We start from the raw sequence: 25303 nt of genomic DNA on the forward strand, positions 1-25303 counted from the left end.
ACATGAAAATTAACAAATACTTTTTACTCATCATAACCAGCATCATAGCAAAATTTGGATATGCACAATCTGGCGGTACACCACCACCAGATGCAGTTGACGGTAGAATAGGTAATATCATCACCACAGCTGTACCTTTTCTACTGGTATCTCCTGACGCCAGAGCCGGAGCTATGGGAGAAACCGGTGTAGCCACACTGCCTGATGTAAACGCTACCCATTGGAACCCCTCAAAACTGGCATTTTTATCAGATAAATATGGCTTTTCTGCATCTTATAGCCCTTGGCTACAAAATATAGCTCCAGATATTAATATGGCTTATTTAAATGGTTATTACCGTTTAGATGAAAGAAACGTGATAGGTGGCTCCTTAAGATATTTTTCTTATGGAGATATACAACTTACTGATGCAACAGGCTCAAATATAGCTCTTTACAATCCTAATGAATTAGCTTTAGATGCTAGTTTAGCCCGTTCTTTTGGCGAAAACTTCTCATTAGGTACAGCTTTACGATTTGTATTCTCAAACATCTCTAACAACGGTATTGTAGATGGTAGCCAAAACAGAGCAGCAACCGGCGTTGCGGCAGATATTTCTGCCTATTATAAAGGCAACAGAAAACCTATGTTTGGCAAAGAAGCTACCTTAGCAGCCGGACTTAACATTTCTAACATTGGTACAAAAATGAGCTATTCTGATAATGCTCCTAGAATTTTTATGCCAACCAACTTACGTTTAGGTGGTGCATCAACCATACATTTAGATGAGTATAGCGATTTTACCCTTTCTCTAGACATCAATAAACTTTTAGTGCCCTCAGAACCTAACAGCACCAAATCTGTACCGGCAGGTATTTTTGGTTCTTTTAACGATGCACCAGGCGGTTTTTCAGAAGAATTGCAAGAAATTATTTACTCAACCGGTTTAGAATATTGGTATAATAAACAATTTGCATTAAGAGCAGGTTATTTTTACGAAAACCCAAATAAAGGAAACAGAAGTTATCTTACTTTAGGAGCCGGTTTAAAATATAATATTGTAAATATTGATTTCTCTTATGTTTTAGCAAATCAACAAAGATCTCCATTAGCTAACACCCTTAGGTTTTCATTATCATTAAACTTTGGAGAGGCAGGAGCAGCTAAATAATGAAAATAAAAGTAGGTTTTGGTTTTGATGTTCACCAGTTAAAAGATCAACATCCTTTTATATTAGGCGGAGTAAAATTAGAACATCATAAAGGCGCTTTTGGCCATTCTGATGCTGATGTTTTAACGCATGCAATATGCGATGCCCTTTTAGGTGCTGCAAACCTTCGTGATATTGGTCATCATTTTAAAAATACCGACGAAAGATGGAAAGGTATCAGTAGTTTAATTCTGCTAACAGAATGCGTTAAATTATTAGCTGAAAAAGGTTTTACTGTTGGTAATGTGGATGCAATGCTTTGTTTAGAAGCACCAAAAATCAATCCTCATGTACCTGCGATGAAAAAAAATATAGCACAAGCCATGGGTTGCGATGAAGAAGATATCTCTATTAAAGCTACCACCAATGAAACCATGGGCTTCATCGGAAGAGAAGAAGGTGTTGTAGCTTATGCAGTTTGTTTAATCGAGAAAAAATAATACAGCTTTTGTAACAAAAAGTCTTGATAAGCGTCTCATCTATATAAAATTTAAAAACATGATTGTAACAACAACATCACACATAGACGGAAAAAAAGTAGTTAAATACATTGGTATAGTTAGTGGCGAGGCCATTATAGGCGCAAATATTGTGAAAGACTTTTTTGCAGGTATCAGAGATATCGTTGGCGGTAGATCTGGTTCTTACGAAGAAGGATTAAGAGAAGCTAAAAACATCGCCTTAGCAGAAATGCAAGATTATGCAGCCAAACTTGGCGCAAATGCTATACTAGGTGTAGATTTAGATTACGAAACTATGGGTGCTTCTGGCAGTATGCTGATGGTTTCTGCTAGTGGTACAGCGGTAATTATAGAGGATTAAATACTCTAAAACTTCTTTCTCAAAAGCGGCTATTTAAAATCATTTTTTGTACCATGTCGAGGTAGTTCGATTGTCTAGCCTAAGCATAAACAACCGTTTACACCCAATTCCGCCTTGGCGGTTGCGGTATTTACAAGACTAGCCTTAGCAAAAACTTTAGAAGCAAACGGCGCAGCGGAGAGTTTATTCAATTAGCTTATTGTTTTTAAAGGCTTTCATGTGTTCGCTTTGCTCGGGTTTGGGTACTTTTTGCGGAAACATGCGAAGCATTCATGAAGGCCAAAGGATAAAATAAAATACTTTGAATAAAAGTACCTTGACATGGCCGGTCAAGAGGCCGGAAAGCCTTGTGCATTAATGCCTGATTTTTAAATATTTATAAATAATGTTATTGGTAGCGGATTTGAATATATTAAATAAAATTTCGACTGTGGTAAAATAAGACTTTTTTAAGATAGCCTCTATTTTTCCACATCTATCTTAGAAAAATCAACCCCACATTTACAGCTGCTACCACAACTTGTCTTGGTATTAAAACTTCTATAAACAAGCCTAACAACATAAATAACTGCAATTAAAAACAGTGCAAAAACCAATATCGTTTGTGTATCCATAACAAGCTCAAAGTTAAGGTTTTGTTAAGTTTTAATCGTCATCTAATTTTCACGATAGCTTAGTGCTTAAATTACCGATTTAAAATCATACCTTTGCAAAAAATTTTTTTAAGCATTTTTTGCATGCAAAACATTAGAAATATAGCGATTATCGCTCACGTTGACCACGGAAAAACTACCTTGGTTGACAAAATTTTACATTCTTGTTCTATCTTTAGAGATAACGAATCAACCGGAGAATTAATTTTAGATAATAACGATTTAGAGCGTGAACGTGGTATTACCATCGTTTCAAAAAACGTTTCTGTTCAGTATAAAGACGTTAAAATTAATATCATTGACACGCCTGGTCACGCGGATTTTGGTGGTGAAGTAGAGCGTGTTCTTAAAATGGCCGATGGCGTTTTATTACTTTGCGATGCTTTTGAAGGTGCTATGCCTCAAACACGTTTCGTAACCCAAAAGGCTTTAGCATTAGGTTTAAAACCTATTGTTGTTGTAAACAAAGTTGATAAAGAAAACTGCCGCCCTGAAGAGGTTTACGAGCAAATTTTTGAGTTATTTTTTAACCTTGAGGCTACAGAAGAGCAATTAGACTTCCCTGTTATTTATGGTTCTTCTAAACAAGGTTGGATGAATACCGACTGGAAAGTACAAACAGACAATATTTTCCCTTTAATGGATGCTATTTTAGCAAATATTCCTCCGGCACCAGTACAAGAAGGTACTTTACAAATGCAAATTACCTCTTTAGATTATTCTTCTTTCGTAGGTCGTATTGCCATTGGTAGGGTAGCTCGCGGTACCATCAAAGAAAATATGCCTGTTTCTTTAGTTAAACGCGATGGTAAAGTTGTAAAATCAAGAATAAAAGAATTATACACTTTTGAAGGATTAGGAAAAGTTAAAGTTTCTTCTGTTTCTTCTGGTGATATTTGCGCTGTTGTAGGTATTGATGGTTTTGATATTGGTGATACCATTGCCGATTTCGAAAATCCAGAGCAATTAGAAGTAATCAGCATTGATGAGCCAACAATGAACATGTTGTTTACCATCAATAACTCGCCTTTCTTTGGTAAAGAAGGTAAATTTGTTACTTCGCAACGTTTAAGAGAGCGTTTACACAAAGAATTAGAGAAAAACTTGGCGCTACGTGTAGTAGAAACTGATTTACCAGATGCTTATTTAGTTTATGGTCGTGGTATTCTCCATTTATCAGTTTTGATAGAAACGATGCGTCGTGAAGGTTATGAATTACAAGTAGGCCAGCCACAAGTTATCGTAAAAGAAATTGATGGCGTTAAATGCGAGCCTATCGAGATTTTAATTGTAGATGTACCGGGTGATGTTGCAGGTAAAGTTATCGAGCTGGTTACACAACGTAAAGGCGAGCTTTTAATCATGGAACCTAAAGGCGATTTACAACACTTAGAGTTTGAAATTCCTTCAAGAGGTATCATTGGTTTACGTAACAACGTTTTAACTGCAACAGCTGGCGAAGCTATCATGGCACACCGTTTCAAAGCTTACGAGCCTTGGAAAGGACAAATCCCTGGACGTTCTAACGGTGTATTAATCTCTATGGATAAAGGTTTAACAACTGCTTATGCTATTGATAAATTACAAGATAGAGGCCGTTTCTTTGTTGATCCAGGTGTTGATATTTATGAAGGACAAATTTTAGGTGAGCACATCCGTGACAACGATTTAGTTATCAATGTAACCAAAGGTAAGCAGTTAACAAACATGAGAGCCTCTGGAAGTGATGATAACGTAAGAATTGCTCCTGCTATTAAATTCTCTTTAGAAGAGTGTATGGAATATATCCAAGCAGATGAGTATATCGAAGTTACACCACAAAATATCCGTTTACGTAAAATCTATTTAACAGAGAATGAGCGTAAAATAAATGCGAAGAAGTTCGTGAATCAATAATCTTCTTCCATGTATAAAAAAGGGTTATCTGAAAAACAGATAACCCTTTTTTGCTTTATAAAGGTTTCTTTTATTAAAATTCAGTATCTTGAAAATGAAACCTAAAAATTATGAAACTAGCTTTTGCAATACAAAGGAAGATACGTTTGGCTATAGCACTGGCCATTTTGATGTTTTTTAGTATCATCTTTAGTTTAATTGAATCCTATAACATCAATAAAATAGCCAAATCATTTAATTCTATTTACGAAGACAGGCTAATTCCAGCTGTTGATTTATACACGATAGCCAACCACATACAAAACAAAAGACAACAATTATTTAGTTTCTTATTTAGAGATAATGTTAGCCAACAAGCTGTAACGAAATATTTGAAAGCAACAGATGCTAAATTAGATACCTTAATTAACAAGTATGAAAACACCTTTTTGGTAAAAACAGAAACCAATTACCTAGCTCACTTAAAAAAAAACTTACAAGACTTTAGAAAGGAAGAGCAAGCTTTAATTATTACTTCTTTAACAGATAAAGAAAAAGCAAAAAGCATCTACTTAAACCGCACTATTTTTGTTTATGATGAACTCAACAAAGACTTAATGCAGCTTACACAGGTACAAACACAGGTAGGTAAAGAGCTCATGGCCGAGTCTAGAAAAAGCCAAGCCAGTTCCTCTTTCATCACCAAATTACAACTCTTTATTGCCATAATTTTAGGCTTAATTATCATGATACTTGTTCTTACCGACAAGCAGGTACTATTAAAGAGAGAAAAGTTTAATCTTAACTGACTCTAGCAGATTTTAAAACTTAATTTCTTTATCAATTTCCTTCTGCACAGCTAATAAATACTTTATGTTATACGAAATAAAAGATATATGAGTAAGCAGGATTCTATAATCTCATTAGGGTTACCTACTTACTATAATGAGTATAAATAGAAACTAAATTTACTATTTATGAAAAACATTATTCTTTATGTAACACTATCAACACTAACCTTAATAGGTTGTAATAAATCAACAGAACAAAGTGAATATTCTACTAGCGAGGTTTCTATTTCACCACCTGTTAAAGATCTTCAAAATGATAATACCAACAAATTTGACAATAGCCAGAAGATAATAAAAAGTGCCACTATAAACATTGAAACAGATAGTATTAAAGCTTTGTATCAAAAAATATCTAATGATATCTTAAAATTTAACGGCTATATAGAATATGAAAATCAAACTGGCACCTTGAATAATTTGACACAAACCATCAATTGTAAAATTCCAGAAAAAAGATTTGATGAGTTTGTTAATAAATTAAGCTTTACCCAAGGACAAATTACTCTTAAAGAAATTAAAAGAACAGACATAACAAAAGAATACAAAGAAACAGCTTTAAAAATTGACTCTTATAAAGCTTTAGAAATGAGGTACATCGAGCTCTTAGCAAAAGCCTCAAAAGTTTCCGAAATGATAGAAATTGAAGCTAAACTAAATGAGATTAAATCCAGTATACAAAATGAAAGTAATCATTTCAACTATTTAAATAAACAGCTTAAATACAGCACTATAGAAATTACCCTAATTTCCAACTCGATTTCCAATTCACCAAAATTCAGTACGGAAATTTTTAATGCCTTAAAAGGAGGTTTTTCAATTTTAAAGTCTATAATTTTAGGTTTAATCACACTCTGGCCGATATGGTTGTGTGTAGCTTTGGGAATCGTTGTTTTTAAGAAATATATTAAAAAGTAAAAGATAAAATGGCATCAATTATGAGATCCCTTAGAAAAATATGATTATCGTTTTGAAAAAATACTATTTATTAAGCCTTACTATTCTACTTCTAATCAACGCCTGCTCAGAAAACCCTGTAACAGGCAGAAAACAGCTCGTATTAATGTCTACAGAGCAAGAAATTGCTTTAGGTCAAGAGACTGACCCTCAAATTATTGCTCAGTATGGTTTGTATGAGGATAAAAATCTGCAAGAATTTATCACTACAAAAGGCAATGAAATGGCTGCTATCTCTCATCGACCAGAATTGAAATATGAGTTTAAAATTGTTGATTCTGATATCATTAATGCTTTTGCTGTACCTGGTGGCTATGTATATTTTACCAGAGGTATCATGGCTCATTTTAACAATGAAGCCGAATTTGCCGGAGTTTTAGGTCATGAGATAGGACATATTGCCGCTCGCCACTCGGTAGAACAACAACGTAACGCTATATTGGGTCAGCTTGGTTTATTAGCAGGGATGATTATAGCACCAGATTTAGCAAAATTTGGCAATGAAGCTTCGCAAGGTCTAGGCTTACTTTTTTTAAAATTTGGTAGAGATGCAGAACGTGAATCAGACGAGTTGGGTGTGGAATATGCGTCAAAAATTGGCTATGATGCCAAAGAAATGGCTTCTTTTTTTAAAACTTTAGAAAGAAAATCAGCCAAAGAAAATCAAATGTTACCTGATTTTTTATCTACTCACCCAAATCCGGGAGATAGATATCTTGTTGTAGGTGAACTAGCCGAAGCGTGGAAAGAAAAATTAGCCACCAATCAATTTAAAATTAACCGTAACAGTTACCTCAAAAAAATTGATGGTTTAATTTATGGCCCAGACCCACGACAAGGCTTCAAAGAAGCTAACATGTTTTACCATCCTGTTTTAAAGTTTCAATTTCCTACGCCTGCAAAATGGAATTTGCAAAATACACCACAAATGGTACAAATGGCGCCAGAAGATGGTGGTGCTTTACTAAGTATGCAACTGGCAGAAGAAAAAGAATTACAAACTGCCGCAGATAATTTTATTGAAAAAAATCAATTAAATGTGGTAACAACTTCTGAAACCACTATAAATAATTTATCTGCTATAACTGTATCTGGCAAGCAACAACAAGAAAACCAAGAAGAAATTCAGATATTGAGCTATTTTATCAAATATCAAACCCAAGTTTATGTCATTACCGGTATTGCGTCTGCTACCAATTTTAACGATTATAAAAGTGCTTTTTTAAATACGATGACAGGTTTTAAACCTTTATCACAGCCCGATAAATTGAACAAGAAAGCAGAACGCATTCGTATCAAAACGGTATCACAAAACGTTAATTTACAACAAGCTCTCAAAGCTTTTAATGTAGCGGCTAACAGGCTGGAAGAACATGCTATTTTAAACGGTATGGAATTAACTGATAAAGTTGAAAAAGGAATGCTGATTAAAGTTATACAATAAAATCACCAATAATATCTAAAAAAAAGCCCTGCAAATGATGATTTGCAGGGCTTTTAAATTTATTCAATTTTTAAATTAAGAACATCCCATAGAAGTTCCGCAATTTAAACATTTGTAACAAGTACCAGATCTAATGGTAGTATGTCCACAGCTGCTGCAAGCAGGAGCATCAGACTGTGCACCCATAGAAATATCTAATGACAAACCTTTCTTAGCTGTTGAAGCAACAGTTTCTTGAACTGGTTTTGGCGTATAAACGTTTGTAGCATCAGTATTTACATCTGTATCTTCTAATTGTGGATTTCCTGTTATAGCTTTTTGCTCTGTAATAACATGAACTAAATCTGTACGGTTTAAATATTCATAACCTAACATTCTAAACATGTAATCAATAATGGATGTAGCAGATTTAATATTCTCATGGCCACTTACCATACCTGCAGGCTCAAATCTTGTGAAAGTAAATTTCTCTACATACTCTTCTAAAGGCACACCATATTGTAAACCTACCGATACGGCTATAGCAAAACAGTTCATCAAAGAACGGAAAGTTGCCCCCTCTTTGTGCATATCCACAAATATTTCTCCTAAAGTACCATCAGTATATTCTCCGGTACGTACGAAAACGGTTTGTCCATCGATGCTAGCTTTTTGGGTAAAGCCTCTTCTTTTTGCAGGCATTACTTTCTTCTGTACAACCCTTGAGAGTTGTCTCATGAAGCTGGTATCTTCAGAACGTTGTAAAATGGCATTTGCTGCTTCTAATACCTGTTCTGGCGTTAAGTCACTTAATTTTAATTCTGCAGCTTTACCTAAAACTTCTTCTACTGTATCCAGTTTATCTTCTTTAGCATCAGATTTTGTTGATAAAGGCTGTGATAATTTACAACCATCACGGTAAAGTGCATTTGCTTTTAACCCTAAAGCCCAAGATAACTCGTAACAATCTTTAATCTCATCTACCTGAGCTTCGTTAGGTAAATTAATCGTTTTAGAAATTGCTCCAGACAAGAAAGGTTGTGCCGCAGCCATCATTTTAATATGACCATGTGCATGGATATATCTCACACCTTTAGCACCATTTTTATTTGCGCAGTCAAATACTGGGTAATGCTCTTCTTTTAAGTAAGGAGCTCCCTCAATAGTCATGGTACCACAAATATATTCGTTAGCTTCTGCAATTTGTTGACGGCTGAAGCCTAAAGATCTTAATACATTAAAATCAGGAGCATTATATTGCTCAGCTTTAAAGCCAAGGCGTTGTAAACAATCCTCACCTAAAGTCCAAACGTTAAATGCAAAGCTAATTTCAAAAGCAGAGATGATAGCTTTATCTAATTTCTCTAAATCAGCATCAGTAAATCCTTTTGCCTTTAATGAATCAGGATTAATATGCGGCGCTCCTTTAATGGTAGCAGCACCTTTAGCATAATTTACAATAGCTTCAATTTCTGCTTCGCTATATTTTAAGTTTCTTAAAGCAGCAGGAACCGCTTGGTTGATGATTTTGAAATAACCACCACCAGATAATTTTTTAAATTTCACTAAAGCAAAGTCAGGCTCAATACCAGTAGTATCGCAATCCATAACTAAACCAATAGTTCCCGTTGGTGCAATTACAGTAGTTTGTGCGTTACGGTAACCGTATTTCTCACCCATTTCTACTGCTTTATCCCAAGCATTGCAAGCTGCTGATAATAAATAATCAGGACATACTTTTTGATCAATTCCTGGAGGCGCAATTTCTAAGCCTTCGTAAGCATCTGTAGCATTGTAAGCGGCATAACGGTGGTTACGCATCACTCTTAACATACTATCTTTGTTTTCTTTGTATCTACTAAAAGTACCTAATTCTCTTGCCATCTCCGCGGATGTTGCATAAGCAGTACCTGTCATAATTGCTGTAATAGCACCACCCATAGCTCTTGCTTTATCGCTATCATAAGGGATACCAGCTACCATTAACATAGAGCCTAAGTTAGCATATCCTAATCCTAAAGTTCTGTAATCATAAGATAACTGCGCTACTTCTTTAGATGGGAATTGAGCCATCAAAACAGAAATTTCTAATACAGTTGTCCAGATACGACAAGCATGCTCAAAACCTTTTACATCAAAAACTAAAGTCTTTAAATCAAAGAAATGACGTAAGTTGATAGAAGCTAGGTTACAAGCTGTATTGTCTAAGAACATGTACTCAGAACATGGGTTAGAAGCATTGATACGACCACCAGCAGGGCAAGTATGCCATTCGTTAATGGTAGTATCATACTGTACACCAGGGTCTGCACAAGCCCAAGCTGCAAAAGCGATATCATCCCATAATTTCTTTGCGTCGATGGTTTTCATCACTCTGCCATCAGAACGGGCAGTTAAATTCCAACCTGTACCGTTTTCAAGTGCTCTAAAGAACTCGTTAGGAATACGTACCGAGTTATTAGAGTTTTGTCCGGCAACGGTTCTGTAAGCCTCTCCTTCGTAATCTGAAGAGTAACCCGCAGCTATTAAAGCAGCAACTTTTTTCTCTTCTTCTACTTTCCAATTTACAAAGCCTTCAATTTCTGGGTGGTCTAAGTCTAAGCAAACCATTTTAGCCGCTCTTCTGGTTGTACCACCAGATTTGATAGCGCCAGCTGCTCTGTCACCTATTTTTAAGAAAGACATTAAACCTGATGAGTAACCTCCGCCAGATAATTTTTCGTTCTCGCCTCTTATTTTAGAGAAGTTGGTACCCACACCAGAACCATATTTAAAAATACGAGCCTCACGAACCCATAAGTCCATGATACCACCTTCGTTTACCAAATCATCTTCTACAGATAAAATAAAACAAGCATGTGGTTGTGGACGCTCATAAGCTGAGGTTGATTTTTCTAATTTTTCTGTTTTTGGATCTACATAATAGTGACCTTGAGGACCACCTGTAATACCATAAGAACTATGTAAACCGGTATTAAACCATTGTGGCGAGTTTGGTGCAGCTAATTGCCCAACAATGGTGTAAACAATTTCATCATAAAATATTTGCGCATCTTTAGCAGAAGCGAAATAACCATAGCGCTCTCCCCAAACCTTCCAGCAATTTGCCATACGATGCGCTACTTGCTTAATGCTTTTTTCTGATCCTAAAGAACCATCAGCTTGTGGTACACCTGCTTTTCTAAAATATTTTTGAGCTAAGATATCAGTTGCTACTTGAGACCAAGTATTTGGCACCTCAACATCATTCATTTCAAAAACTGCGTCACCAGAAGGGTTTCTGATTACCGATGACCTTTTATCATACGTAAAAAGATCATAGACATCTTTTCCCTCGACTGTAAAGTAACGATCAAATTTCAACCCTTTCCCGGTAGGCGTAGCCGCCTTGTTTGATGATGATTTTCCCATAACTGATATTTTAATTTTTCTTATTCTGATTATTTGCTAAAAAAACTACAGGAGTTTTTATCAAATTTAATTTCTACTTAGACATAAACAGATTTGAGTTTTCCACAGGTAGATTTATAAAATTTGCCTGTGAGTTGTTTTTATCATAAAAACACTGATAATAAGATATTTACAAGTGTGGAAAACTAAAAATTTTCTTTTTTACACCATATTTTCATAAAAAATGATATGTAAAAAACATAAGTGTATTTGGTACATGATTTATGTCATATTTAAATAAAAAAACCCAACTTTTGAGCTGGGTTTTGTATGTAAAAAACGTTTAGTTATCAATCAATAACATTCACTTATAAAAGCTACTCTTTTAGCACTTTACTAAAAAAATTCTCTCCCTTTCCTTGTAAACTTAGGTAATATATTCCACTAGCGTATTTGGTCAAAGAAACTCGCATTTCATTTTGTATAGGCGATACAGCTATGGTTTCTAATATTTGCCCGCTTTTACTAATAAGTTTTAAAACCTGATAATCTCCTTGATTAAAATTTAATATTACCTCGTTAGTAGTTGGGTTTGGATAAACTTTTACTTCAGTTGTTAACAACTCAAAACTTATAGACTTTATCCCTAAAAGGTTTATTTCGCCATTTAAATCTATCTGCTCTAATCGATAATAATTTATCCCGTTACTTGGTTTATCATCTTCATACACGTAATTATTTTGTTGAAAATTTTTAGCATTGATTTTACCTAATTCCTTAAACGCTATCCCGTCATTAGAACGTGAAACTATATACGTTTTAGCATCAATCTCAGATACTGTTTGCCAAGCCAATAAAACACTATTCAACTCTTTTTTGAGTGTAAAATTTACTAAGGTAACAGGCAATGTCCCTTGTGACTCATAAGCCCCAATATCAATTTGATTATCAACCCGGTTATTTCCTAATAAATCTATATTACCAAATGCCACCAAATTATACAAGCTACTATTACCAGCATTAACTGCGCTACTGTTTGGTTCAACCTTAAAATCTTTAGTATTGATATTTAAAAATTGTGGATCAGTATTGATTAAATTAACAGGAGGTGTTGTAAAAGCCAGCTGATTGGTGCCGTTTAAAATACTATTATTCAAAGTTGAGGATAAAGGAGCTGTATTCACATTAGTAATAGCATTTTGAATAGGATTATCTGTCCAAATAATACTATTATTTAGGGCGATACTTTTAGCAGAGTTAACCTCAATTAATGTCCCGTTAGTGTTATATAAGGTTGAGTTAATAATGTTCAAATCTGATTCTTTATTGTAAACAGCGGCTCTATCGTTATCGTAAAACAAAGAATTAATGATGGTAGATTTAGCTCCTAACAATAACCCTACAGCACTCCCATTACCAGTAGATGCAAAGCCAGCAGTTGTACTATTATCTTTGAATATACATCGGTTAATAATTAATTCGCCTAGTTTATACCCACAAATTGCTCCGCCAGTTGCCCCATTTGTACCTCCTTGAAAAAAATTATTTACTGAATTTCCTTCGAAATAGCTATTATAAATATTCGCCTTATATTCACCAGTATTTACCCCATCATAATAGAAAAAAAGTGCTCCGCCTTGGTAATTACACCTATTATTTATAAAACTACAATTTTGTATTTCTATTGATTCTGATCCGAGATTAAAGGCCAATACTGCAATTGCCCCTCCTCCTGCTGTTGAAAAATTATCTATAAATTTACAATTGTTTATGGTAGGTGTATTATTAAGGTTTAAATCATCAGCCGCAATAAATAAAGCGCCTCCCCAATATCTAGGATAAATATTATTATAAACAAATCCTGAATTTGCATTACCTCCTGTGATGGTAAATCCATCAACAACTAAAGAATTATTTAAACTCTGCCCAACTGGGGTAACTATAGACAACACATGATAAGAATTATCTGTAGCACTTGTATTATCACCCAAATTTCCACTCAGTATGGTTTCGTTATTACTAATATTTCTTTGAGAAAGGGCGGTTTCTGTACCAGCAAATCCCCCATAAAGTTTGATATTTTTTTTAATCAAAAAAGTCTTATCTCTATCATTAGATGCTGGATTTGAAAAGTCAGAAGCATCTCTTATCGCTATAAGACTACTTGGTAGGTATGTACCAGAAGCAACCCAAATCTCATCATTTTCAATAGAGAGGTCTATCATGGCTTGCAAATCTGAAGAGGCGTTTACCCAGCTGCTACCATCGGCAGTACCAGAAGCAACGGATTTTACATACCTAATGGTTTGTGCAGATATTTTGGTAAAAGATAGGCAAACGATAAATAGCGTAAATATTTTTTTCATATTTAGTTGAATTTGATTTGCTCAAAATTATAGCGCACACAGTCGAAATGTTTACCCAAAACGCATTTTGATTTATCCAAAACGCATTTTTTTGAAATTTTCCTATATATTTAAAACAAAAACCTTCCGGAAATTTTAATTAAATATGGAAACGCCAATACTCGTAGAAGAATTAAAAGATTACCCTTTTGATGAGGTAACCAGATTAAATTGTGAGGATGATATGCTCAAATTTAAGGCTCCTGTTTTAGGCGAAAGTCATACTGCATTAATTCCATTAACTTCTGGAGTTTTATTAGCTTATTATGCTGGAAAACCTGAAGAAACTTATCAAATGAGATACAGTCAGTATTTTCAGGATAAAATTTTAATCAGTTTAATGCTTTCTGGAGACTCAACTCATCATCTACAGGGTAATTTAGAAGTAAACCTTAAAAAAAATCAATCTTTTATTTATGCTATTAAAGAAGATGGTAAACTATCCGTAGTAGAGTATAAAAAATCAAAGCGTTTTGAAGTAGCTTCGCTAATATTCGATCAAGAAGCCTTTAATATATGTTTAGATAAATTCTTTGATAAAACTCAAAAAAAAGAAAAAGAAGCTTGTTTAAAAGCATTCTTTTCTGGTAAACAACCTGGCGAATTGTTTGATATTACCAATGAAGTAAACCTTATTATCAAACAAATTTTAAATTGTAGGCTTATTAAAAATTTTAGAAGAGTTTATTTGGAGTGTAAAGCCTACGAATTAATGGCTTACTATTTCCAGTCTATCTCTTGTATAAATAATTCTGAAATATACTTCTCTGCAGATGATATAAAGAAACTTCAAGGAATTAAAAGCGATTTAAGCACTTATGATTTAGAAGATATTTCTGTAGAAAACTTATGCAAAAAGTATGGGATAAATAGATTTAAACTTACATCAGGTTTTCAAAGTCTATTTAACGTATCTATCATAAAATTTTATCGTAAACAAGTTTTACAAAGAGCATTTAATGATATCAAAGAAAATAGAATAAGTATAACTGAAGCCGCTTTGAAATATGGGTATAACACCCCGCAATCCTTTTCAAGAGCCTTTTTCAAAGAATTTCAAATCAGACCAAGTGCAATTTCTTAGTCTAAACTTAAGTCAGAAGAAAAAAAAGATTTTAGCTTAAATTTTGATAAAACTATCACAACGTACTAACATAAAAAAAGAGGCTATCTCAAATATTAATTTTTGAAATAGCCTCTTTCTATTTTATCGGTTATTAATCAATAACATTCACTTTAATCATATTCGTTTTTCCTTTTTTCTCAATCGGGATAGACGCTGTGTTGATGATAAAGTAGTATAATTTATTTCAAAGCGCCTCAGAATCTTCTATAATTACGCAGTTAGCATCAACTAGATCTATATCTAGTGAATATTCAGGCAAAGAACCACAAATTGTTGGTAAAATTTGGTCGTCAGGTGTTTTTATTACATCGTTAACCTTCAAATAGATTATTTTGCCTACAGTATAATCACTTGGTAAACTCCTGACTGCATAAGACTTTTGATATTTTATACCTTCGTCCCCAATCCATTTAGAATTTGGTAAACTGGGACTCCCTTTCATAACTTGGATAACCCCACCGCAACCAGTAGATTTATTAAGTACTTTTGCTTGGTAGCAATTGTCTTTAAAGTTATCAGACTTCTCACAACTAGACAATATTATTGTGTAAAACACAGCGAAATAGGCAATTAGATTTTTCATAAAGTATAGACTTTTTTAAGTTTTGGAAATAACAAAATCAGATACACTTTTAGAAGCTTATTTTAGCTCCTTTTTAAAAATAACCATAATATTTTAAACAAAAAAACCCAGCTTTTCAGCTGGGTTTTTCTTTATATAAACGCTAATTTATTAATCAATAACATTCACTTTAATCATATTCGTTTTTCCTTTTTTCTCAATCGGGATAGACGCTGTGTTGATGATGATATCGCCAGACTCAATTAACTTCTCTGCTTTTAAGATTTTGTTAACCTCGCTAATGGTGGTATCGGTACTATCAAACTTATCATAGTAAAAACCTCTTACTCCCCAAAGTAAACTTAGGGTATTTAACAAATTACGGTTTGATGTAAAAATATAAGTACCTGCTTTTGGTCTGTGACTACAGATTTGGAAAGCTGTATATCCAGAAGATGTCATCGCAACAATACCTTCTGCATTGGTTTTATCTGCTAAAAATACGGCAGAACTACAAACCGCATCAGCCATATAAGTTGGACAGCTCTCGTCTAATTCTTTGTTTTTGTAATACGGATAAGAAGTATTTTCAACATGGTTGATGATTTTGCTCATCGTCTCAATAACGATTAATGGAAACTCACCTACAGAAGTCTCACCGCTCAACATCACTGCATCTGCACCGTCTAACACAGAGTTTGCAACATCATTCACTTCAGCTCTGGTAGGACGCGGAGTAGTAATCATACTCTCTAACATCTGCGTAGCTACAATTACAGGTTTTGATGCTTTATTACATTTCTGAGCAATCATTTTCTGTAAAACCGGAACTTCCTCCATTGGCATTTCAACACCCAAATCTCCACGGGCAACCATTACACCATCTGTAACCTCAATAATAGCGTCTATATTATCTATAGCTTCTGGCTTTTCTATTTTAGCAATAACCCTAGAAGTTTTACCACTTCTGCTAATGATACGCTTTAAATCTATAATATCTTCTGCTTTTCTTACGAAAGATAAACCTATCCACTCTACATCATTTGCCAATGCAAAATCAAGGTTTACCAAATCTTCTTCAGTTAAAGAAGGGATAGAAACTTTTGTATTTGGAAGATTTACCCCTTTTCTGCTGGTTAAAATACCACCGTGTAATACTTCGCAAATAACGGTATCTTTTCTGTTGGTTTCTACCACACGCATTTGCAATTTACCATCATCTAATAAGATAATTTCTCCTGCTTTTACATCCTGAGGAAAGGTTTCATAAGTGATATAAATTTGATTATCATCACCTATACACTCATTGGTTGTAATTTTAATTTGTGTACCGTTAATCAGGTTAATACCACCATCTTTTACCAAACCAATTCTAATCTTTGGACCTTGTAAATCTGCCAAAATACCAACATTGGTTTTATATTTTTGATTGATTTCTCTGATAATATCAATCACTTTTTGATGATCTTCTGCTTTGCCATGAGAGAAATTTAATCTACAAACATCAACTCCGGCTTTTATTAAGGATAATAAAACGTCTTTATTTGAAGTAGCCGGGCCTAAAGTAGCTACGATTTTGGTCCTTTTTTGAACAATTTTCATTTGCTTTTTTTAATTTTTATTAATGATGAAGCATTCATGATATAAAACTATATCCTTCTGGAATAATTAGCAAAATCATGATGATTTCATATATTTTCCTGATCTTTTGGTTTAACTATTTTTTGAATCTACAAAAAGATTCTAATTCAAAAGTAGTGTATTTTTTACACCAACTCAAATTCATCTGCTAAAAAATAAGATTTTCCTTTGATTTTAGCTTCCTAGGATTCACTTCTACAGCTACCTGAATGTCTTCTATTCGCTTCAATCCTTCCAGAAAAAAACTCAAATCTTCATCATCAATAAACTCTTTAATCAATACAAAATAATCGGTTTCTTTAAGTTCTGGCACCAAATATCCCCCTAAACCTTTATTAGCAATAAGGTAATATGCTGGTGCAAACTCATCCACATGATACAAGTAACGAGAATAATACTTCGTGTCTAAACCAGTGTAGGTAATCTCTAAATCTTCTATTTTTTCGAACTCAAATTGTAAGTTTTTATTGATGTGATAGCATAGTCTATAGTCCTTAAGCGGAGACGTTATAGAGATTAAGATGAAATCAAAATCAAGTTCTAGCTTTAAAAATTTCTTATTCAATATAATTAAGTTTAATTTAGCACTGGAAACCTTAAATAAAACGGCTTGCTTTTTGTCAAAATTAGAGGAAAAACAAAAAGGTTTGATATTTAATAGAATTTATTTTTCTTTGCACAGAATTAATTAACCATTAAAATAGAGTATTATGTCTGATATCGCTTCAAGAGTAAAAGCAATCATCGTTGAAAAATTAGGTGTTGACGAGAATGAGGTAACACCAGAGGCATCTTTCACCAACGATCTTGGTGCTGACTCGTTAGACACCGTTGAACTAATCATGGAATTTGAAAAAGAGTTTAACGTGGCTATCCCAGACGATCAGGCTGAAACCATCAGTACTGTTGGCCAGGCTATCGCTTACTTGGAAAAAAATGTAAAGTAATTTAACTCTTAACCTAATAGATGGAGCTAAAGAGAGTTGTTGTAACAGGACTAGGTGCGCTTACCCCGATTGGTAATACCGTTGAAGAATATTGGAACGGTTTAATCAACGGAGTAAGCGGTGCCGCTCCTATTACTCGTTTTGACACAGAGAAGTTCAAGACAAAATTTGCTTGTGAGCTGAAGAATTTTGTCGCTGAAAATTATCTCGACAAGAAAGAAGCCCGCAAATTAGATCCGTTTGTACAGTACGCATTAGTCTCTACTGACGAAGCTGTAAAAGACGCTGGATTAGATTTTGAAAAACTAAATACCAACAGAATTGGAGTAATCTGGGGTGCTGGTATTGGTGGTTTAAAAACTTTTTTAGACGAAATTACTGATTTTGCAAAAGGCGACGGAACACCAAGATTAAATCCTTTTTTTATCCCTAAAATGATTATTGATATCGCCGCAGGGCATATCTCTATCAAATACGGTTTAAGAGGTCCTAACTTCGCATGCGTTTCTGCATGTGCTTCTTCTACCAATGCTTTAATAGATGCTTTTAACTACATCAGGTTAAATAAAGCAGATATTATTGTTTCTGGCGGTTCTGAAGCTATCATTAATGAAGCTGGTATAGGCGGATTTAATGCCATGCATGCACTTTCTACCAGAAATGACGACCCACAAACTGCTTCTCGTCCGTTTGATTTAGACAGAGAAGGTTTTGTTGCCGGTGAAGGTTCTGGAACTATCATTTTAGAAAGTTTAGAACATGCAAAAGCAAGAGGTGCCAAAATTTATGCTGAAATAGTTGGTGGCGGCATGAGCGCCGATGCAAACCACATTACTGCACCACACCCTGAAGGGCTTGGCGCAAAATTAGTGATGCAAGGTGCATTAGACGATGCTGGCTTAACCACTGCAGATATTGATTATATTAATGTTCACGGAACATCAACCCCACTAGGTGATATTAGCGAAACAAAAGCTATTGGAAGTCTTTTTGGTGAAGATGCTTATAAACTGAATATTAGTTCAACAAAATCTATGACTGGCCACTTATTAGGTGCTGCCGGAGCGGTGGAGTCTATAGCTTCTATTTTAGCCATTAAGCATGGCATAGTACCTCCAACAATTAATCATTTTACAGATGATCCTGCTTTTGATCCTAAGCTGAATTTTACCTTCAATAAAGCTCAGAAAAGAGAAGTAAGAGCTGCTTTAAGTAATACTTTTGGCTTTGGTGGACATAACGCATCGGTAATCTTTAAAAAGTACGAGGATTAGTTATTTAAAACTGTTGCGTTTCTGTAAATCTATACATTCATGAATACGTACAGCGCTTAAATAAATGCCCTTATCAAGAATTTATAAATTACATCTTTCTCCTGACCGTAAATACGTTAAGGCGCTAAAGAATTTATTAGGATTTGTGCCCGGAAACCTTTCTTTATACAAGATGGCTTTCAGGCACAGATCTATTGCTTTAGGTATCAAACGTGGCGGAAAAAACAGTAATGAAAGATTAGAATTTTTAGGCGATGCCATTTTAGGAGCCGTTGTTGCTGAAGTACTTTTTAAAATGTACCCTTACAAAGAAGAAGGCTTTCTTACAGAAATGCGCTCTAAAATTGTAAGCAGGGTAAATTTAAACCAATTGGGTAAAAAATTAGGCTTTAACGAGCTGATAGAATTTGACCCTACTACCGTAAACATTACCTCAAAACAAAGTTCTTTATTAGGCGATGCCTTTGAAGCTTTAGTTGGAGCCGTTTATTTAGATAAAGGTTATAATTTCACCAAAGATTTTCTTATCCAAAGGATTATCAAGCCTCATATTGATATCCACACTTTAGAACAAACCGAAACTAATTTCAAAAGTAAATTGATAGAGTGGTGCCAAAGACACTCTAAGGACATTGTTTTTGAACTTATACCCAACCAAGAGGGAGATAATGCAAAACTTTTCTCTATACAAGTGCTTATTGATAACGAACCTATGGCTACTGGTATAGATTTTAATAAGAAAAGTGCCGAAAAATTAGCTGCCGAAAAAACTTGCGAACTATTAGCTATCTAAGCTTCTTGTTATTTCATCTCTCTTTGATGTCATAAACTGTTTTAATTTTTAAGTTCCTGTTTAATCTTGTTATTTTTGCCGCTCAATAAGCAGAAAAGCGAAATAGTATATGCCCGTAAAGATTCCAAATAATCTGCCAGCAATAGAAATCCTGAAAAAGGAAAATATATTTGTGATTAATGATTTAAGAGCCAATACACAGGATATCCGTCCTATGCGTGTACTCATTCTTAACTTAATGCCTATAAAAATTACTGCCGAAACAGATTTTGTTAGGTTACTTTCTAACAATGCCTTACAAGTAGAAGTAACTTTCTTAAGGCTAGATTCGCATAAATCTAAAAATACATCAGAACAACATCTTGAACTGTTTTATAAAGTTTTTACCGATATCAAGGAAAACTTTTATGATGGGATGATCATTACAGGTGCGCCAGTAGAGATGCTTAAATTCGAAGAAGTAACCTATTGGAAAGAAATTACCACCATATTTGATTGGGCCAGAAAACATGTAACCTCAACTTTATATATCTGTTGGGCATCGCAAGCGGCACTCTACCATTTTTACGGTGTAGAGAAAATTGCATTAGATAAAAAACTATTTGGCGTTTATAAACATCGGGCAACAGAAAAAACCAACCCTTTGTTTAGAGGTTTTGACGATGAATTTTTTATCCCTCACAGTCGCCATACCACCATGCGAAAAGAGGATATTGCCAATAAAGAAGGGGTTAGCATCCTATCTGAATCTGCAGATGCTGGTGTAGCTATCATTTCTTCCAGAGGCGGACGCGAGTTTTACCTCACCGGACATTCTGAATATGCGCCTTTAACCTTGCATGAAGAATATAAAAGAGATGTTAAAAAAGGTTTGGAAATAGCCATGCCAGAAAATTATTATGTGGCCAATAACCCTAAAAACCCACCTTTAGTATGCTGGACCAGCCATGCCAATTTACTTTTCAATAATTGGTTAAACTATTTTGTGTACCAAGAAACACCTTATGATTTAAAAGATGTAGAACATTTGGGTGATATTAAAGTGAATAGTTAGGAAGGTATTTATAACCCATTTAAGTAAAACAGGAAACTATCTCAAAAATCATATTTGTCACAGGGAGCGGAGTCGAAGGAAATGTCATCCTGAGCGGAGTCGAAGGATAAGAAAAGGCTTCGAATCCGCTCAGCCTGACACAAAGTGGTAATTTGATACGGCCTCCTGTTTGGATATAACAATCTCTTAATGTTTGATGATGATTTGCTTTTTGACAACTTCTTTACCTTCTTTTATATGTAAGAAATAACGACCACTTGGAAAGTTTTTGATATCCCATTCCAATTTAGTTTCTCCTGCCTTCATCATATCTTTTTTAACTTCCTTACCCTTATCATCAAAAAGAAGTAGGTGTTTTTCTTCTGATGCTGTTTTTGATAGTTTAAAAGCTTGCATTCCTTCTGTACTTGAATAAGTTATGGTAAGGGTTTCTTCAACAGGGTTTGGATAAACATTTAAATTATTGCTTTCCCAATCGCTTGTACAATAAACAGATTCTATCTCTGTTTCTACCCAAGCTGATGTACCACAAGCATTTGTGGCTCTTAATTGAAAAACATAATAACCAGGTGGAACATAACCAAAAACATCAAATCCAGGATAAGCATTATTGTTGGAAGCATATACATTTAAAGATGGATATGCTAATAGCCTTGCTTCATATGTAGAACTAAGATCATTAGATTCTACAGTAAAAGAATTACCCGAATTATTTGAACACCAATAAGGGTTTTGATTATCTAAATTTGTAAAACTAGGCATTCCTAAAGTGGGTGCTCCTGTATTAATCATCTTAGACAAATTAAAACTTCCACATGCCGTACTAACAGTTGCCGTTATGTACCTGTTCCATCTATAGATTTGCTTACACTTACAGGGTTTGCCGTAGTAGAACCAGAAATGCTAATGCTACCTGTAGCACTCCATGTTACGGTTGCACCGTTAGGCAAGTTTGGAATTTGGTAAGTGGCAGTGGTGCAGAATTGGGAAGGACCTTGGATTGAAGGCTTTTTGATATAATATTTTAAATTGGAAGAGTTATAAGGAGTATAATTACTTGCATGTTCCATTACTGGAAATGCTCCCCATTTTGATTTAAATATTCCCAAGTTATTAGTAGTTATAGCACTATGATTATCAGATGAATACGAAACCTTTGCCCCAACTTGATCATTACAAATTTCAATATAACTCTCATCATTCCAATAAATATCTTCTGCTGTAGCAGTATAATATCCTAACCAAACATTACTGCCCCCCTCTGTAATGTGCCAAGCATAAGCATGACAATTATAAGTATTAGAAGAACTCGTTTGAGCTGATGCATTTGGATAAGTAACCGCTATTTGATAATTGAGTGATGCAATCTGCGATGAAGAAAATTCAGGTAACATGTAAGTATCTGGAACTATTGATCCGTTTGGAGTTGTAATTGAGATACTGGTTTGAGCCAATAATGAACTATTTAAATTAGAACTTATTATCAAAAGTATTATTAATCTTAAGTTTGTTAATCTCATATTATTTACTCCACAATAATTTACCATTAGTTTTATTGACTTCGAAATTAGCCCAGAGATTTTGTTCAGAATTGGCTGATATTAAAATTATACCTGAACAATTATATAAGAGCCTATTACAATTACCTGTAGATGATGCTAGATTTTCAAAATAAAAAACTTTCTCCCCCATATAATCATACATGGTAAGTTTAGCTCCTGAATAAATTTGACTACATATCCCTTTGCCTGCTACAAGTTCCTGAGCCCAATTAAGTTGACTAAATGAAGAAACTCCACATGCGTTAAAATTATCGCTTTCTATAAAAGAGCTATTTGTATCTTCACAGCTCATCAATATTATAGACAGTAGAATCATAATGTAATTTTTCATATTGTAAAATATTAATAGTTAGATGTTAATTGAATTTAGTTAAAGCTCTTTTTAGATAATACGTTGATTATAAGAAAAAAACACGGCTGATAACAATTACGGAGTCAAGTTAATGCTTATAGTATTTTGATAATTTAGCATTAAATCTAATTAGATATTATTCGCTTAAATAAACATCAAACACAACCTCATCGGCGTTAACTTTATCTATGATAATACCAAAATAAAAATTACCTAACGCAGTATAACCTCCATTCTTTATAGCAACTTTATAAATGTAGTTATTACTTCCACATTCTTTCTGCCATGTTTGGCTGATTAAACTGCCTGCTATCCCTCCAATTCTTTTTTTTCCAAGAAGAAGCGTATACTTATTATAATCTATATGAAATCGCTCTTTATCTCCTTCTGAAATAAATACTTTCTCATCAAATTCAGTTTCAGAGTTAATAACTAGATACTTATCCTCATCATCACTATTAACAATTCCTAAAGAAGGATAATTTCCAAAATCAATGGTTTCAAAATCAAGAAAGCCACAATCTGTCTCTTGTTTTTCACATCCAGAGAAATATAAAGTAGCTATAATTAAAGAAAATAAAAGGAGTCTTGAGTTTTTCATAAAGTAAAGATTTTAATTAATTACGAATCTTATGGGTTAGCTGCTACAATGAAATGATTTTAATATAAAATTTAAATAAACATGACTCAATTACAATCCTATAAATAGGATAACAAGCTACTTTTTATGCTCCTTAAGATATTTCTGATAAGAATCCTTAATATATTTAATCACATCATAATCATTCCAATAGGTTACTTGGTTAGGTTTAGGTCTGTATAAGAACATAAACTCTGCTACATCCTCATCTTTTATAGGAATATGTTTCATAATCAGCCATTTATTAAACTTCCTATCTACAGCACTTTCGGCATTTTCTCTGCTGATGTATTGTACAAATCTTTGTGCATTATTAGCATCTTTACTTAAAAGCTCATGTATAGCTGTTAGAGGATGAAAAATAGAAAACAACAAAGGCGGACTACCATTAAAATAAACACCTTTACTTCTAAAATCGTCTAAAACCTCTTTTTGGTCGGCTTTTTTTGAAGGCTGCGTTACCACCACCTCATCTAATTTGATAACACCTTTTAAATACACTACCAAATTTTGCTTAGCGCTGATGTTTTTACTAAACTCCTGAAAACCTTCTTTCTGAATTAAAATCGTATCGCCTATTTGTGCTGGAATAGAGAAAACACCCCATTCATCACTTTTTATATTGACTTTTGTTCTTTGGTTGATGATATTCACATAAGGTAATCTTTGCTTATTTAAATCGCTAAAAACAAGACCTTTAAGAATAAACTGCTCTTGCCCATAAGACCTCGGCAAAAACGTAAAGCATAAGTAGAAAAACAGCAGATACCTCATAGACCTTAAATTTAAGATTAACTTCTTTAAGCACCCTATATTTTAGCTTTTTTAACATTTGTAGGATATAGAAAAGCCACATCCATTTAATAGATTAATTTTTATCTTTGCAAATGTTAAAATCAATGACTGGTTACGGATCGGCAACTAAAGATCTGGACAGCGGAAAATACACCGTAGAAATTAAGTCTCTCAATAGTAAGTTCCTAGAGCTTAACCTGAAACTCCCTAAAGCCTATTCTGAAAAAGAATTTTTCCTAAGAAATGAGTGCAATAAGCAAATAGAAAGAGGTAAAGTAATGCTTTCTATCAATATAGAAAGTAATAATACTGGCGCTAAAGCAGCTACCATCAACCAAGATTTATTGAAATATTATTATCAAGAACTTAAAAATACCGCTTTAGAACTAGGTGAAAATACCGATAACTTATTAAGCCTAGCTATTAACTTACCCGAAGTGGTAAAATATGATGAGAATGCTGTTTCTGAAGAAGAATGGAACCAGGTTTTAGCCACTTTTAATATGGCTCTAGAGAATTTCAAAAAATTTAGAGCAGACGAAGGTGAAGTTTTAGAAAAAGATTTGATTTTACGTATCGAAAATATTTTAACGCTTTTACAAAAAGTTGAGGTGGATGAACCTAACCGCGTACCCGTTTTTAAAGAAAGATTAAACACTTATTTAGCAGATGCGGTTGGTAAAGAAAACATCGATAACAACAGGTTAGAGCAAGAAATCATCTATTATATAGATAAGTTTGACATCACAGAAGAAAAAGTAAGATTAAGAAGCCACTGCGATTATTTTATCAAAACTTTAAAAGATAAAGATGCTAATGGTAAAAAATTAGGTTTTATCTCGCAAGAAATAGGCAGAGAAATTAATACCATGGGCTCTAAAGCTAATGATGCTAATATCCAAAGAAACGTGGTGAGCATGAAAGAAGAATTAGAGAAAATTAAAGAACAACTGTTAAACGTATTATAAGGCACAAAGCTTTAAGCTTAAGGCAC

24 protein-coding genes are annotated in these 25303 nt (G+C 34.0%); 13 read left to right on the forward strand and 11 right to left on the reverse strand.

The window, feature by feature from the left end; translation table 11 throughout:
- Nucleotides 1-2: 2 nt before the first annotated feature.
- Genes porV through H510_RS0116225 form a run of 3 tightly spaced genes read left to right on the forward strand, consistent with a single transcriptional unit; the run spans nt 3 to nt 2012 of the window.
- The gene (porV, locus tag H510_RS0116215; protein WP_026905268.1) at nt 3-1151 is read left to right on the forward strand and encodes a type IX secretion system outer membrane channel protein PorV; all 1149 of its coding nucleotides are present in this window, start codon (nt 3-5) and stop codon (nt 1149-1151) included.
- On the forward strand, nt 1151-1630 hold the full coding sequence (gene ispF / locus H510_RS0116220) for a 2-C-methyl-D-erythritol 2,4-cyclodiphosphate synthase (RefSeq protein ID WP_026905269.1): 480 nt from the start codon (nt 1151-1153) through the stop codon (nt 1628-1630). Before porV ends, ispF begins: the two co-directional genes overlap by 1 nt.
- Before the next feature lie 58 nt (nt 1631-1688).
- Nucleotides 1689-2012, forward strand: coding sequence for a heavy metal-binding domain-containing protein (locus H510_RS0116225; protein WP_026905270.1), 324 nt, complete (start codon nt 1689-1691; stop codon nt 2010-2012).
- Nucleotides 2013-2473: 461 nt separating this feature from the next.
- Here the strand turns inward: H510_RS0116225 and H510_RS20575 are convergent, their stop codons facing one another.
- Entirely contained in the window at nt 2474-2626 is a 153-nt protein-coding gene (locus H510_RS20575; protein WP_149075478.1) for a FeoB-associated Cys-rich membrane protein, read from the reverse strand.
- A gap of 123 nt (nt 2627-2749) precedes the next feature.
- Between H510_RS20575 and typA the strand changes: the two genes are divergently transcribed.
- The 4 genes from typA to H510_RS0116245 all read left to right on the forward strand — a co-directional run bounded on the left by typA (nt 2750) and on the right by H510_RS0116245 (nt 7789).
- Nucleotides 2750-4561 (forward strand): translational GTPase TypA, encoded by a 1812-nt coding sequence (gene typA / locus H510_RS0116230; RefSeq protein ID WP_026905271.1) that lies wholly within the window; start codon nt 2750-2752, stop codon nt 4559-4561.
- A gap of 110 nt (nt 4562-4671) precedes the next feature.
- A complete protein-coding gene (locus H510_RS0116235; RefSeq protein WP_026905272.1) occupies nt 4672-5349 on the forward strand; it encodes an MCP four helix bundle domain-containing protein in 678 nt (225 codons plus the stop codon).
- 168 nt (nt 5350-5517) lie between these two features.
- On the forward strand, nt 5518-6306 hold the full coding sequence (locus tag H510_RS0116240) for a DUF4349 domain-containing protein (protein ID WP_026905273.1): 789 nt from the start codon (nt 5518-5520) through the stop codon (nt 6304-6306).
- 52 nt (nt 6307-6358) lie between these two features.
- Nucleotides 6359-7789 carry a M48 family metalloprotease gene (locus H510_RS0116245; RefSeq protein ID WP_026905274.1) on the forward strand — a complete coding sequence of 477 codons (1431 nt, stop codon included), beginning with the start codon at nt 6359-6361 and terminating at the stop codon, nt 7787-7789.
- A gap of 75 nt (nt 7790-7864) precedes the next feature.
- Here H510_RS0116245 and H510_RS0116250 read toward each other — a convergent pair whose 3' ends face one another.
- Both H510_RS0116250 and H510_RS0116255 read right to left on the reverse strand, forming a co-directional pair.
- Complete coding sequence (locus H510_RS0116250) at nt 7865-11179, reverse strand: vitamin B12-dependent ribonucleotide reductase (protein WP_026905275.1); 3315 nt, start codon at nt 11177-11179, stop codon at nt 7865-7867.
- Nucleotides 11180-11535: 356 nt separating this feature from the next.
- Nucleotides 11536-13524 (reverse strand): T9SS type A sorting domain-containing protein, encoded by a 1989-nt coding sequence (locus H510_RS0116255; RefSeq protein ID WP_026905276.1) that lies wholly within the window; start codon nt 13522-13524, stop codon nt 11536-11538.
- Nucleotides 13525-13669: 145 nt separating this feature from the next.
- Between H510_RS0116255 and H510_RS0116260 the strand changes: the two genes are divergently transcribed.
- Nucleotides 13670-14647: a helix-turn-helix transcriptional regulator gene (locus H510_RS0116260; protein WP_026905277.1), complete on the forward strand. Its 978-nt coding sequence runs from the start codon at nt 13670-13672 to the stop codon at nt 14645-14647.
- Between the two features lie 226 nt (nt 14648-14873).
- On the opposite strand, the gene H510_RS0116265 is transcribed toward H510_RS0116260, so the two are convergent.
- The 3 genes from H510_RS0116265 to H510_RS0116275 form a co-directional block, all read right to left on the reverse strand.
- Nucleotides 14874-15272 carry a hypothetical protein gene (locus H510_RS0116265; protein ID WP_026905278.1) on the reverse strand — a complete coding sequence of 133 codons (399 nt, stop codon included), beginning with the start codon at nt 15270-15272 and terminating at the stop codon, nt 14874-14876.
- A 150-nt stretch (nt 15273-15422) separates the two neighbouring features.
- On the reverse strand, nt 15423-16853 hold the full coding sequence (gene pyk / locus H510_RS0116270; RefSeq protein WP_026905279.1) for a pyruvate kinase: 1431 nt from the start codon (nt 16851-16853) through the stop codon (nt 15423-15425).
- A gap of 187 nt (nt 16854-17040) precedes the next feature.
- Complete coding sequence (locus tag H510_RS0116275; protein WP_026905280.1) at nt 17041-17457, reverse strand: IPExxxVDY family protein; 417 nt, start codon at nt 17455-17457, stop codon at nt 17041-17043.
- A gap of 145 nt (nt 17458-17602) precedes the next feature.
- Between H510_RS0116275 and H510_RS0116280 the strand changes: the two genes are divergently transcribed.
- From H510_RS0116280 to metA, 4 genes are all read left to right on the forward strand, one after another.
- Nucleotides 17603-17839: an acyl carrier protein gene (locus H510_RS0116280; RefSeq protein ID WP_026905281.1), complete on the forward strand. Its 237-nt coding sequence runs from the start codon at nt 17603-17605 to the stop codon at nt 17837-17839.
- A gap of 20 nt (nt 17840-17859) precedes the next feature.
- Nucleotides 17860-19113 carry a beta-ketoacyl-ACP synthase II gene (gene fabF, locus H510_RS0116285; RefSeq protein WP_026905282.1) on the forward strand — a complete coding sequence of 418 codons (1254 nt, stop codon included), beginning with the start codon at nt 17860-17862 and terminating at the stop codon, nt 19111-19113.
- Between the two features lie 64 nt (nt 19114-19177).
- A complete protein-coding gene (gene rnc, locus H510_RS0116290) occupies nt 19178-19906 on the forward strand; it encodes a ribonuclease III (RefSeq protein WP_026905283.1) in 729 nt (242 codons plus the stop codon).
- A 109-nt stretch (nt 19907-20015) separates the two neighbouring features.
- Complete coding sequence (gene metA / locus H510_RS0116295; protein ID WP_026905284.1) at nt 20016-20960, forward strand: homoserine O-acetyltransferase MetA; 945 nt, start codon at nt 20016-20018, stop codon at nt 20958-20960.
- Nucleotides 20961-21146: 186 nt separating this feature from the next.
- On the opposite strand, the gene H510_RS0116300 is transcribed toward metA, so the two are convergent.
- The 5 genes from H510_RS0116300 to H510_RS0116320 form a co-directional block, all read right to left on the reverse strand.
- A complete protein-coding gene (locus tag H510_RS0116300) occupies nt 21147-21752 on the reverse strand; it encodes a T9SS type A sorting domain-containing protein (RefSeq protein ID WP_026905285.1) in 606 nt (201 codons plus the stop codon).
- A gap of 44 nt (nt 21753-21796) precedes the next feature.
- On the reverse strand, nt 21797-22480 hold the full coding sequence (locus tag H510_RS19245; protein WP_155978027.1) for a hypothetical protein: 684 nt from the start codon (nt 22478-22480) through the stop codon (nt 21797-21799).
- A 1-nt stretch (nt 22481) separates the two neighbouring features.
- A complete protein-coding gene (locus tag H510_RS0116310; RefSeq protein WP_026905287.1) occupies nt 22482-22853 on the reverse strand; it encodes a hypothetical protein in 372 nt (123 codons plus the stop codon).
- Between the two features lie 157 nt (nt 22854-23010).
- Nucleotides 23011-23475 carry a hypothetical protein gene (locus H510_RS0116315; RefSeq protein ID WP_026905288.1) on the reverse strand — a complete coding sequence of 155 codons (465 nt, stop codon included), beginning with the start codon at nt 23473-23475 and terminating at the stop codon, nt 23011-23013.
- A gap of 117 nt (nt 23476-23592) precedes the next feature.
- Entirely contained in the window at nt 23593-24288 is a 696-nt protein-coding gene (locus H510_RS0116320; protein WP_155978029.1) for a hypothetical protein, read from the reverse strand.
- A gap of 125 nt (nt 24289-24413) precedes the next feature.
- On the opposite strand from H510_RS0116320, the gene H510_RS0116325 reads away from it, so the two are divergent.
- Nucleotides 24414-25277: a YicC/YloC family endoribonuclease gene (locus tag H510_RS0116325; RefSeq protein WP_026905290.1), complete on the forward strand. Its 864-nt coding sequence runs from the start codon at nt 24414-24416 to the stop codon at nt 25275-25277.
- Nucleotides 25278-25303 lie beyond the last annotated feature (26 nt).

Origin of the sequence: Pedobacter glucosidilyticus DSM 23534 (assembly GCF_000425145.1) — a bacterium.
GTDB lineage: Bacteria > Bacteroidota > Bacteroidia > Sphingobacteriales > Sphingobacteriaceae > Pseudopedobacter > Pseudopedobacter glucosidilyticus.